The organism is Curtobacterium sp. MCBD17_040 (assembly GCF_003234805.2).
GTDB lineage: Bacteria > Actinomycetota > Actinomycetes > Actinomycetales > Microbacteriaceae > Curtobacterium.
In genome coordinates this window covers 134,860-146,868 of the sequence record NZ_CP126273.1, presented here as the reverse complement: position 1 = coordinate 146,868, position 12,009 = coordinate 134,860, and the positions used below count along the sequence as shown (strand labels likewise).

Sequence of the window (12,009 nt, the reverse complement as noted above, 5' to 3'; positions counted from 1 at the left end):
AGAATGCAGGGCATGACCACCAACAGTGGGACCCACGCGCCGTTCCGATGAGGAGCAACCAGAAGATCGAACACTGCCAGCAGGATGAGGATCATCGAGACCGTGGGCGCCAAACAGAGAAAGCCCCCGGCCGAGGCCGAGGGTGTCTGAACCACAGCCACTCTCCGGAATCAAGAAAACCCCCGCGTGAACGGGGGGTTTTCCGTGGCGGTCCGTTTGCAGGTCTCGGACAAGCCCGTTTCTCCGGGCAACGACAGGGGTTGACTCCTCACTGGTGGCTATGCCCCCCTGTACCGTCGTCGATTTTCCCCTCGGGAGGCGAATCTCCTGATCAGATGGGGTTCGGCTTGATACCGTCCAGCTGAGCGTCGACGAGGCCGAGGTCAAGGACGGCCGCGAATCGACGATGGGACGAGGCCCTGCGCGGAGCCAATTAAGACTCCCGGCGGTAACCCGCTGCTGGTTCAAGAGCAGCTGCGTCACCCCGAGCACCCGCGGCATCAACGTCGTTGGGTCGTCGCCCCTGATCATGACGAGGAAGTCCTCAGCCGCGGCCTGCCGGCGCGGCGAGCTCCGTCTGCTTACCGCCGTGCGCTAAGACGACGGAGATCCAGGTCGTAGCCATGAGTCGGGGCCGCAGCTAGTCGATCATCGCCAGGACTCGTGCGCGGAGTGCGCAATCGCGCGCGTGGTCGTGCGGCGGCTTTGGCGCGCCGTCGTAGTGCGGGGCTTCGGCCGCGCGACGAGTTGTATTCGCGTACGCGGCGTAGGCAGTTTAGGAGTGTCGTCCTGTGCGGCCGACGTGGCGAACCCTCTTTCGACTTTGACGTGCGCGAACGGCGGCTACCCCAGTGATCGCCAACCATATCGCGATAGCCGCAGCCGGCAACGCTAGCAACCGCGTAGGCAAGGCGGCGTCGTTGGAGTAGTTATCCTGCCCTAGGCCAAGGGAGATTTGAAGCGTTACACCCGCAGCGAAGACCATCACCGCGGGGAGAGCAAACCGCAAGCTTTGTTTCCAAACGGTCCCAATTTTGCCATTTTCTTCCTGCTGGAACTTTCGGTAAAGACCAAGAAGACCGAGTGCAATGGCAAAGTATATCCAACTCGCAGCGCTCAACCGCCAGCCGTCGTGCTGTTCCCAAGCCTCCATAGCTTGATGGAAGGTATGAGCGTTTCGCTCGCTTTCCGCCGCGCCAGCTCTCGACGGCAGGTAGAGCAGCGGAAAACCTATCACCCCAAGTGCCGTCGAGACCAAGGCCGGAGTCCCCAGCACAATTCCTACGATAGATAAGCCGCGGTTGCTCATACCCACCGATTATAACGCGGGCGGCGCTTCCAGGAACGCGAGGGAACAGGCACCTTCCCCCAAGCATAACCGAACGCGCTACTGGCACCCCAGCCCACTGCTCCTCGAATGCGCTTCATCCAGGCCCTGGGTCGCGCCCGCCTGGCTGCCCACCGCACTACTCGTCCAGTTGCCGCGAACTTGACGCCTCGCTCCGCCAGTTTTCCGACCACTCCGCCGCCAAGCATCCCGACTGCAGACGCCGCTGCTTCGCCATAGTATCGGCGCCCCCGGGCCAGGTAGGAGGCGGTCTGCAGTGCGCTGCAACCCATCCCGATCCATCCCGGAATGTATCCACAGGCACTCACCGCGGCGTTCGCCCACTTATTCTTAGTCACAGCGCCGAGCCCGTGAAGAAATCTACGCCAGGCGGACTGCCCATTCAGGTCAAAGTCGCCGATGGGGTCGTTGACGTACACGTACGCGTTGTCGGTGCCGCCCTTCACGGGGTCGACTTGTAGGAATCGTCCGAGTGCGGCGACGTACTGTCGGGCGCCCATCTCGATGGTGGCGATGTCGCCGAGGTGTTCGCTGAGCTTCTGGTGTTGTCCCAGCCATCCGTAGTCGGCGTTCCCGGACTGGGTGTCGGGGCCGGCTTGGTTGGCGGCGGTGGTGCCGAGGAGCCCGGTGGCGGGGTCTTCGACCTGCCCGAACGGGTCGTACACGGCAAGACCAGCGGCTGCGGTCCCGGTTTGGTTGGCGGTGATGATGATGTCGCCGTGGATGTTCGGGTACGACCACGAGCTCGTGGTTCCGCGCAGTTCAGCGGTGACGTCGCCGGGGAGGGCGACGTCCCACTCCGTGGTGACGTTGGTGCCGTCGTAGGTGAAGTCCGGGGTGTCGCCGTCACCGGTGAACCCGTACCGGGTGATCCTCTTCGTGCCGTCCTTCCCCGTCTCGGTGCACTGCACGATCCGGTCGGTGGCGTCGCGGACGTAGGTGACCTTCGACCCGTCGTCCAGCATGGTTGCGACGTGCCGGTCTTCGCCGTCGTACTGCAGGGTCTCGTCTGCGAGGCGGGTGGTGTTCCCGTGCGCGTCGTAGGCGATCGCCGACGCCGGCAGCGTCTGGTTCACCGGCGTTGCAGCGGGGACAGGGTTGGTCACGGTCGTGCTCAGCAGCCGGTCCGCGGCGTCGTAGCAGTACGCCGTGGACGTCGCCGGGCTCGAAGCGACCGGGTTCCCGGCCGTGTCGGTGAGCTGGTCGGTGGTGCTGGTGCGGTTGCCGTTCCTCCCGGCCGCCGCGACCGCGCCGCTTTGGGTGCAGCTGCTGGCGTTTCCGCTCATGTGTCCAACGACATCTCAGGCAGGCGAGCGCTCTACGCGTTTGCAGGAACACAGACATTGCTTAGTTCTCGACAGTTTGGCGTGCCCGACCGGATCAACGGTCAGGCGCTATGGTCAGTACCCGACGGAACGGCTGCGACCACAACGGTGTCAGCTCTCCCCCACGACGCCCTTATCGACGCTGCGTCGCCGCAGCTGCCGCAGACAGGACAGCCGTCCTGGTCGACATTGCTCACAAGCGGGAATAGCACCTTACCGCTGGAGTACCGGCTCGCAGCCACGCTCAGCGACGCGGATAACGCCTCTCAAGCCGAGTTGTTCGTTGCGGGTCTTCTCGCTGGTCTCGGAGGCGGCACGTTGACCGCGGCTCTCCCGCCGACGATCACCTCGATCCTTCGACGTAAGAAACGCTGACCCACGGCAGCCCACGCCGCTCCGGGCAGGGGGAAGCTTGGTCGAGTGGGTCGTGGCGAGATGGCCCCGCGGTCAATGACGGTTCGGTGTTGGCCTCTCGGCGAGCGTGTGAATGCGCCACCAGTCCTCAGCCGACATAGTCAGCACTGCCGTCCCATTGCCCTTCAACAGTTCCAGTCGCAAGTCCGCTCCAGGAGCCGTTGAGGATGTAGAACGCGGCTCCTCGGAGCCTCCAGGTGACACCGACGAGGTCCTCGACTAGTTGGACCATGCCGTCGAATGTGGTCGCGGTGATGTTTTGCTCGCCGTCGGGTTGACGCTCGAGCCCTGCTAGCTCCCATCCCTCGCTGAGCAGGTCGGCTCGGAGCATGTCGTGGATGAACCGGTTCCGTGATGTGTACAGCTTGTTCGCGGAGGTTAAGGTCGCGTTCACTGCTCGCCGGCCGGCGTCGTCGATGCCCTCACGCTGGCCGAGGAGGGTTTTGCACTCCTTGACAATGGTGGTGATGTACCGCGGCGCGTCGAGGAACGCATCGATCTCGTGACGCCCGCGCAGAGCGGCGTGAACGAATCGAAGTGCCGCGTCGAGGCTCGTTGTCTCAGCTGTGATCCGTCCGAGCAGGAACACCCGCTGGTCAGAGGATGGCAGCGTCCGCAGCAAGTCAAGTTCCATGTGGCCACAATGCCATGCGCTGGACAGCAGAGGGGGTGGGAGCCTCTGGGCCGATGAGAGCACGTCGGCTAGCTACGAGATTTGCAGCGCGTGGTCGGATCAGTCAGCAGGTCCGTGACGCGCACGACTCAGCGCCGACTTCTCTCGACCGGCTGCTCTCGCTGTTACCCGTCTGCGTCCAGAGCCGCTGCTGCATTCGCTGCGTCGAAGTCGGCGATCTTCTGCTCGTACCGGGCAATGAGCGACTGCGCCGCTGCGCGGATCTCCGCAGTGCGACGGACGGTCGGCCAGGACGTGTCCGCATTGTAGGCAGCAATGACTTTCGGTAGCAGAAGATAGGCGAAGTCCTGCAGGGAGGCGAGCCGCGTTTCCGGATCACCAACGACGTCCTGGTAATGCGTTTCTCGCTTTCGGACGCTGAACTTTCCGCCGGCGAACACATCGGTCGTGATTTTTGCTTTCAGCTCCTCATCGCGCAGGACCACACGCACAGGGCCGAGCTGATCGATTTCGGCAACAGCGACCAGGAACGTCGGACGGTCGAAGTCAACGCCGTCGCTCAGCATCGTGCTCCGTCGAGTGTTGTCTCGGGCACTCGTCGCGAGTACGTCTTGAATTTCGGTACTCGGATCGATCTGCTTGTCCTCGCGTGCGCGAACGAGCAGCCAGAGGAAGAGGTCCGGGTTGAAACCGATGGCGGCACCGTCGTGACGCACGGTCCCCTTCTCATCGATGTCTGCGACTAACGCTCGCAGCGCTCGCACGAAACCGTTCAGCATCGACCCGTTGCCGGACGCGAACAGCACCTGGAACGTCTTCGTGCGTTCCGGGACTGCGCTGACGATGACATCTACCGCATCGAGGTAGTGGTGCTCCTGCTCCGACCCCTGTGGCAGAGCTCGGACAAGCTGCGCGTCTCGCCGGAAGAAGTAGAACCGAGCAACGAGCCGCTCAGGGTAGTCTCCCTCGTCATCCCACAGCTCTGGATCCGACACCGGGGGTGCCGCGTTCGAAACTCGGAGGTTAGAGCCGGCATCTTCAATACTTGCCCACCCGCCCGTGAGCTGTGCGTGGTCCGGCCGAACCTGCAGCATCGCGTTCCGCAACGCCGTCAAACTGGTGTTGGCCGAGATGGTCGCCGCCGATACCGTGTAGCGGCTGGATGTGAAGGTTGGCACGACGTCCCGTTAGTTGATGATGAGGACCTCCACTTTGGAGGTCACCTGTACTAGCTTCGACAATAGCTGAGCGGGCTTCGTCGATGCGGTCGCACCGTACGCCATGGTGAACGTGTCGTTCGCGCCCGTCGTTGCGGTGAAGAACACTTTCGCCCATATCCACGTTTCCGGTTGCGCTGGGGAGTGCACGCGGACGGAGAAGCCGTTCGCGACGTCAGCTGCCCCAACCGAAGTGTTCGCGTCGATGGGGCTCGACACCGGAACCGTCATGACGACGGGAGCGCCGACTGGGACCACCGTCAGCCGGAGCAGCCGACGGCGAAGGTATGTCATAAGGAGCATGGTCAGCACCCCCTTCGGTCGGCCCTTGAACGACACTTCGAACTGCGGGCTGACGTATCGCGGCGGACGCAGGCGCATCCGAAGGTCAGCTAGCGGCGCCGGATCGGCACGCTGCTTCCAGCTGACTTCGACTCTGGGGCGCTGCCACAGCAGGAGCGATACCACCGCGACGATGAGCGCGACCGCGAGGAGCGTACCGATGTCAACCGCCCAAGCCGGAAGATCCGGCCACCACGTTTCCACAAGCGGCAGCAGGCGATAGCTGATGTAGATCGCGGCGACTGCTTCGACGAGGTTGAGAACCTTCTCCCTCACGAGAAATGCACAACCGTCCACGCCCGCGCAAGGAAGTCCTCGAGGTGCGTCTCGGCGGGAGAACGGGTTACCCCTTCACGGAGCAACGTGAAGGAGCGGAGGTCCGCGGAGGTGAGCCGAACGCCGGTGACGTAGAAACCGAACTCGTCATCGAGGAACAGAGCCGCTGCGAATGCACCGTCCCGCGCCAAAATGTTGACGAGCGTTTCGGAGAGTTCATCCGTCTCCTCGGTAGGAACGGGGCTGAGGGTGTGGTCCTCAATGATGAACCCGTCAATGTGGAACCCTACGTCCGCCGCATATCGTGCTATCGCCAGAAGGTCTTGTGATCCGAGCCGTGGGACTCGAACGCCGGCCTCGGCATCCTCGAACGACAGCGGGGCCTGGTTGCGCGGGTTCTCTCGCAGTTCGAATCGAGGAGTGGCGGTGCCTGCACGATGCATGAGCACTTGCTGCATCAGATCCCCTCCTTTGTCTCCATCGGGTTGTGGTGCGGCGTTGAGTGCCGCTTCCCGGCCCAAGATGCCTGCGTGCGAGGGCGCGTCCGGGTGCGTCCGGGTGCGTCCGGGACGAAGTCAACCTATCTGCTGCCGCTGTTGCGTTGGCGGCAGTTGTCGGTCGTGTCCAGCCTGTTGCGGTTCGACATGGTGCACGCCTCACCGCTAGGGCATTGCTTGTGTGCAGGTCCGCGCATCAGTGGCAGCGGTTGTCACCGTCGCCGCTCACGGTGCGAGCACCTGCGCCGCTTCACGTCGCCGACGTTCGTCTCCGAAACCGTCGGTCAACTTCGACCTGTATTTCACGGCTACTCACTTGCCTGCTGCGCTTCCCATCGAACTGCTGCCCGGATCAGCTGCCCGGCCGCTTGGGCGTACAGCGTGGCGTCCGGCGCGGTGGCGACAAATCGGTCCCAACGCCGTATCACCTCCGCGTCCGTCAATGACTCGACCCATGCGGCCGTCGCGGCGACTTCCGAAGTGGTGCGGCACCGGCGGCGAAGCTCGTCCTTGAAGGACGGTCGCACGACGCCTTCCGCGACGAGCCGGTCCGTGTTACGGCTGGCTGCTGTGGCGTGCCCTGCAGCTGCCGCTCCGGCTGCTCGACTGTCGACGTGTCCAATCTGGACGTCGGTCGCTGCTGGAAGGTTCTGGCCCGGTTTGAGTTTCAGCAGCGTCGGTAAGGCGGTCTCTCGAACCCATGTTTCGAGCATCGCGAGTTCCGTCATGAGGACGGGCCAGCTGTCGGTGCCCGGTCTGCGGAGCGAGATGATGGGCCACACGTCAAGTCCTACGCGCGGGTGCAGTGGCGCATCAGCGATGAGATCACCCTCTTGCGACGGTTGCCCGGTTGGCTCCGCCAGAGCAAGACCGGCGACATCGAAGTCGGCGACGACGCGGCCGAGTCGGGCGGCGACCATCGCCGGCCGACGATGCTTCGACACGTTGGAGTGGTCGACCAGCAGTCGCAGCGGCGCTGCGTCGTCGCCGTCCCACGCGAATGGTTGCAGTCGGCGGAGACGTTCCGTGAGCTCGCCGTCTTCCCCGAGCCCCGGTAGGTTCCGGCGGCGCTTGTCCCGCACCCACGTCTCGAACTGCTCCCTCGTTCCCAACGCGGGTACTTCGATGGCTCGTTCCTCAGCCTCCGTGAGACCACGGTTCGCGCGGTGCTCAACTTCCGCGAACACCGTGTGTTCGAGGACGCCCCGCAGCGGTGACGACGTCACCGACGCCTCTGCTGACTGCTGCCGGGATAGGGTTCACGCCGGCGATGATGGTCCGCATCCGGTCGTCGACGACGTCATTGCGGAGTTCGAAGGTGCCAGCACGCGAGTGCACTTGGATGAATTCGGCGACATCCTGCAGCTGGTCGTCGATGTGTCCCAGCGAGTCGAGCAGGTGGAGCTGGTGGTCCGGTAGCCATGCCATCGGGGCGGCAGCGATCGGGGTGGGCATGAATTCATGTTGTCGGTTCGCGCCGACATTCCTGAGCAGTCCAGTACCACCCCGGGTCACACGCGAGGACGACCGTCCCGGGCGAACAGTCCACCGTGGGCATCCGCCCGCCCTGCGTTCGCTCGACGCCGTCGACGCGGACCGACGTCTGATGGTGTGCAGAGTCGGGCCAAGCCCGCGTCTGCCCGCTGTTCCGAGCTGGAGTGAATCGCGATGTTTGTCCGCCGCATTGCTTCTGCGACTCCTGCCGAAGGTTTGGGTCCTCTTCCTGGGCGGTTCCTGCGAGCCGGGCTGGACGAGGGCATACATGGGGCGTCACGGCGGAACGTTCTCACGGGATCTGCACCCTGACCTGATCGTCATCGGCACGCCGGGGTCGACGATCCAAGGCGGCGAACCGACTCACCCGCGCGAGCACGACGGGACCGCAACCGTGGACGTCCCCGTCGTTGCTGCGTCGGTGCCCCTCGGTACCCTGTCTTAGTGACCGAAGCGATGCGTTTTTCGCCCTTGCCGTCGGAGCTTCGGCGCCGCAGCGAACTCTCGACGCAAGAGAGCGCTGCTGGTCCGCAGTGGCGCGACGATTGCCCCGTGGACGTGGGACGTAAGGTTGCCGCTATTCTACGAGAGACTACGAACGCAGCAGAGCGGGTCCTTGCTCGGGCTGATCGTCATCGTCGCATCGGCACCGCTCACGGCAGCTTTGAAGTGGATGCGGCAGGCGTTCTTGACGGCGACGGGACCGATGACGAGCGGCTCGATGTTGTCGCTGCCGCTCTCTACGCGATAGACGCACTGCGGGATGACGAAGAGCCGGTGCAGGTGCAAGTCGGCTGGAACGAGGAATGGGTTCCCCCGACTTACGACGTTGACGGTTTCGTAGCAACCGTGAACGACATTCTTCTAGGCGCCCGCGTTGATTGGTCCTGGGACGCCAGTAAGTTTCAGCAGCGCGGCAACCACGTCTTGCATGCCGAAGTTGTGAAGCCAGCTTCGACATTTCTCGATTTGAAACCGCAGTTCGCTCGAGCCTCAGCCGGCTTTGAAGCAGCGCTGACCCGCTTATCGGAAAACCAGCCTGCGGTCGCCATCACCGACACTGCGACCGCGGTGCAGGAATTCTTCCGTGCGCTCGGCGTCGAAGGTGGGAGCATCTCGGATCAGCTCAACGGCGCGGCGACAGCCGGGGTCATCTCGCAAGAGGACCGGAAGCTACTCAAGCCGATCGTCGATTGGGTGAACGCAGACCGATCTTCTCGCGGCAATGCGCACCAGTTCCGAGATGACGACGCGTCGAAAGCTGATGCGTGGCTAGCCATTCACGTTGCCGCCGCCCTCATCGTGCGACTGGCGAACGAGGAACCTCGCAACATCGAACGCATGCGCGAGGAACGGGAGCGGGCGAGGAAGCAGCGTGCGGCAGAAGAGGAAGCGGAGACGGCCCGTCAACGACACGAAGCCAAAGCGCGAACCGCTGCTCAAACATGGGCGCCGCCGGGCCGCTACGACGATGAAGTCCCGTTTTAACGACCGCACCCTAGCCCTCCGCCCGGTGACGGCGGCGATGACGGATCGCGCCGGGTCGTCCGTGCAGTGCAGTACGAATGCGCACCGGACGCTGAGATCGCCGCCGGAAGCGAGGAAGCACCGCCTCGCCCGAGTCGACACTGCAACTCACGCAGTAGCGCAACCGTTACGCCGTACCGCTGACGGTGCGCGAGGAGTTCCTCGGTACGGGCGGCAGGAATCCGAACGTCAACGATGGCCTGCCGCGTCGCGTGCCCGAAGGACCGCAGCGCCTGACCGGCGGAGGTCAAGCCGCGTCGCGTCCGAAGCATCGAGCCGCAGCCGACTCTCCCGCTGTTAGGCCATACACCGCTCCCCCGCGAGGTCGGTGAGGGGCTTCAGCCTCCGTTTTGCATTTTTTGACGCCAGTGGTGTGTGTAGTTCTCAGTCCTCGCGGCTTCGTAACTCTGCCAGGCGGCTGATGCAAGGTCCGGATACATTGTCGTGTGCGAGATTCCGCGTGAGCTGAGGAGCTCGCGCAGCCGAGGCTTCTCCGAGGCGGGTATGCGGATGGTCCATCCGAGCGCGGGCCACTTCGTTCGCCGAGGTACCCGTTGCAGAAAGCCGATGGTGAGCATGCTCACCGCCTGCAGCTCCGCGGCCGTCAACGATACTCCGCCATGTTGCAGGGTGAGCCCGGCGTACGCCCTCTGCACTCCTCCGACGAGGAAACGGCCGCGTTGAGCTACCATCCGTGGGTCCAGCGGACGCTCGTCAATCACTCTCACCGCCGTAGTCCATTCGGACGAGGCCTGCTTTTGTCCGCGCACATACGCAGCCCAGGGAAGGTCCTCCTGGCCGCTGAGCCGCATGCGGTGCGCACCGTCTTCACGTTCGATGACGCTGAGCAGGAAGAGCCGCCCGTCGACAGCGTCGCCTCCTTCGACCGCGAAGTAGAGCGCCTCAAGTGGGCGGTCAGAGACGTCCATTAGACGCGTGGGCCCGCCATGGTGCTGCAGGACCATCAGCAGTTCACCGCGCGTCATCCCTCGACCAATGCCGCGCCCGGTCATTTCGTCGAGGACGGCGGTTTCAAGCTCGGCAAGGCCTCGTTCCGTAATCTCGTCGGCATTTTCATTGCGCATGAAGCGGTGCAAGCTCGTCGAAAGCCCATACGAGTGGTTGCTCTGACCTCGGAAGTACAGCGTCCCCTCTGTCGTGTGCTGCCGCACCAAGCTCGGCGACGCCGCGTCACCGCCATGATCCAAGTCATCCAGTCGGTCCTGCTCGGCAACGAAAATATCCCAGATGTCGTCCGCACTGTCGTAAAAGCCGGGATGAGATGTATTGAGTTCTCGGCCGGCGAAGAAATCACCGGTCTTGATTGCGTCGCGCATGGCGCTCCTATCCCCCATTTCTCAGGACTATCGGCCAGCCCCTCCACGGCGTTAGGGCACCTCGTCCTCGATCGAGTTCCCCGCCGCGGCTGGCACGGCTGCGCAGCGCCGTTTCATCCTGGAGTCCCGCGAACAGCAGGGGCGACGGCAGCGGTCGTCTCTTCTAGCGGTAGGTCGGAGTCGTATGACCGTGTGGGTTGATGGGCCGCATAGAAAGAGCGACGCTGTCACCGCTGCGCCGTTACCGGAGTCAGTTGAAACCAGCCGCCTCGCACCGCGTAGCGAGAGGCTGCTGCGCGTCCGGAGTTGGGAATCAGATGAAGATCGCGACCGGGAGGACCCGGAACGCTCGCCCGGCGACGCGTGAGTCGAGGTGCACGTTCATGAGGTCGTCAATCTGGTCCTTTCCGAACGGCAGCCCTTTCGTCGACTCCTCGAGAGTGCCCTTCATTTGGCCAAGCATCTTGTCCACGGCCTCAGGGGCGATGTTGCTGAGGAGCTTGTTACGTTCGAACACGGGCATGTCCTCCCGGGGCAGCGAGGTGATCTTGCCGAGCACGGTGTACGAGCCGTCGAGAACCCGGTCGGTGTCGTTGACGAGGAAGCGGTCGGTATCGCAGATCGTGACGGCGGTGATGCCGTCCGCACCGGGGATGCGACCGTAGTACTCGCGGGTATGTTCCTGACGGAAGTCCGCCTGAAGGGCGAGAGTGACGTTCGCGGCAAGGTCGCGGGCGGAGGTGGCCTTCATTTCCAGCTCTGCGGCTGCGCCCTTGATGCTGTCATAGTCAGCGAAGTCGATCTCGTCGCGGCCGGTCCTGCGGATAGTGAACTCGGTGATCGCGCCAACGAGGTCGGGGGTGAGGACGTCCATGATCGACGGGATGGACGGAGCGGTAAAGGATGCCTGAAACTCGACGAAGTCGCCGATGGCGAGGGCGTCGACCGATGCGATCGAAGTGACGTCGGTGAGCAGTTTCCGTTCACGGAGTTGCGTGCGGACGAGGTCGAGGTAGTACGCCTGGGAGTACACGAACGACTGCGACTGGTGAGAATTCGTCGTGATCGCGGTCGCTCCAGTGTGGGACACGTTGCCGTCGAGCTTCCCATTGGCGCCGATCGGCACGGGTAGCGGCACGGGTATCTTCACCGACGCTTCGGCTGACCCCCCGACCTCGGTCGATTTGGACTTCGCGTCGGTGTTGTCCGTGTCGACTGTGAGGCTGGTCACGAGCGGCGCGTTGAAAATCTGCTGCACGAGCCCCGCGACATGGTCCGGGTTCTGATAGATGGACACCACCGGCGTGCGGTGGACGACTAAATTGTTCTCGGTCATGCTTGCTCCTCTTCGAGCATGTTCGGGTTCATCGGTGCAGCAAGGCTAGGAGTCCCGCAATTCGCGTAGCCCAGTAGGTTAGGCTGCCGCGCCAGCAATCGATTCCAGTACCTTAGCGTTAAGTCGAAGCGCTCTTCTACCTGCGGGGTCAGCCGGGTGGGAGCTGCTCAATTCCGGGGAAGAGTGTCAGGTGCGGACGTCGACGCAGACGCCGACTTCCGCTTTCCGGAGCACTCCCGCGCCTTTCGGTCCGAACGCGACG

The 12,009-nt window shown here is 63.7% G+C and carries 11 protein-coding genes; 1 reads left to right on the top strand and 10 read right to left on the bottom strand.

Going from position 1 to position 12,009, the window contains the following annotated elements; genetic code table 11:
• Positions 1-775: 775 nt before the first annotated feature.
• The 8 genes from DEI94_RS00745 to DEI94_RS00710 all read right to left on the bottom strand — a co-directional run bounded on the left by DEI94_RS00745 (position 776) and on the right by DEI94_RS00710 (position 7,508).
• Entirely contained in the window at positions 776-1,309 is a 534-nt protein-coding gene (locus DEI94_RS00745) for a hypothetical protein (RefSeq protein WP_146249536.1), read from the bottom strand.
• Positions 1,306-2,634: an RHS repeat-associated core domain-containing protein gene (locus DEI94_RS00740; RefSeq protein WP_111027311.1), complete on the bottom strand. Its 1,329-nt coding sequence runs from the start codon at positions 2,632-2,634 to the stop codon at positions 1,306-1,308. Before DEI94_RS00740 ends, DEI94_RS00745 begins: the two co-directional genes overlap by 4 nt.
• Before the next feature lie 541 nt (positions 2,635-3,175).
• Positions 3,176-3,721, bottom strand: coding sequence for a hypothetical protein (locus tag DEI94_RS00735; RefSeq protein WP_111027310.1), 546 nt, complete (start codon positions 3,719-3,721; stop codon positions 3,176-3,178).
• 164 nt (positions 3,722-3,885) lie between these two features.
• A complete protein-coding gene (locus tag DEI94_RS00730; protein WP_146249535.1) occupies positions 3,886-4,899 on the bottom strand; it encodes a hypothetical protein in 1,014 nt (337 codons plus the stop codon).
• Between the two features lie 9 nt (positions 4,900-4,908).
• A complete protein-coding gene (locus DEI94_RS00725) occupies positions 4,909-5,556 on the bottom strand; it encodes a hypothetical protein (protein ID WP_111027308.1) in 648 nt (215 codons plus the stop codon).
• Positions 5,553-6,014 (bottom strand): hypothetical protein, encoded by a 462-nt coding sequence (locus DEI94_RS00720; RefSeq protein WP_111027307.1) that lies wholly within the window; start codon positions 6,012-6,014, stop codon positions 5,553-5,555. The genes DEI94_RS00725 and DEI94_RS00720 overlap by 4 nt, the downstream gene beginning before the upstream one ends.
• Positions 6,015-6,361: 347 nt before the next feature.
• On the bottom strand, positions 6,362-7,279 hold the full coding sequence (locus DEI94_RS00715) for a hypothetical protein (protein ID WP_146249534.1): 918 nt from the start codon (positions 7,277-7,279) through the stop codon (positions 6,362-6,364).
• On the bottom strand, positions 7,224-7,508 hold the full coding sequence (locus tag DEI94_RS00710) for a hypothetical protein (protein ID WP_146249533.1): 285 nt from the start codon (positions 7,506-7,508) through the stop codon (positions 7,224-7,226). Before DEI94_RS00710 ends, DEI94_RS00715 begins: the two co-directional genes overlap by 56 nt.
• A 483-nt stretch (positions 7,509-7,991) precedes the next feature.
• Here DEI94_RS00710 and DEI94_RS00705 point away from each other — a divergent pair, with 483 nt between their 5' ends.
• Positions 7,992-9,035, top strand: a complete 1,044-nt coding sequence (locus DEI94_RS00705) for a hypothetical protein (RefSeq protein WP_146249532.1) — start codon at positions 7,992-7,994, stop codon at positions 9,033-9,035.
• Positions 9,036-9,412: 377 nt separating this feature from the next.
• Here the strand turns inward: DEI94_RS00705 and DEI94_RS00700 are convergent, their stop codons facing one another.
• Together DEI94_RS00700 and DEI94_RS00695 are read right to left on the bottom strand one after the other, a co-directional pair.
• A complete protein-coding gene (locus DEI94_RS00700) occupies positions 9,413-10,411 on the bottom strand; it encodes an FRG domain-containing protein (RefSeq protein WP_181441861.1) in 999 nt (332 codons plus the stop codon).
• 313 nt (positions 10,412-10,724) lie between these two features.
• Positions 10,725-11,747 carry a DUF6414 family protein gene (locus DEI94_RS00695; protein ID WP_146249531.1) on the bottom strand — a complete coding sequence of 341 codons (1,023 nt, stop codon included), beginning with the start codon at positions 11,745-11,747 and terminating at the stop codon, positions 10,725-10,727.
• Between the last annotated feature and the right edge of the window lie 262 nt (positions 11,748-12,009).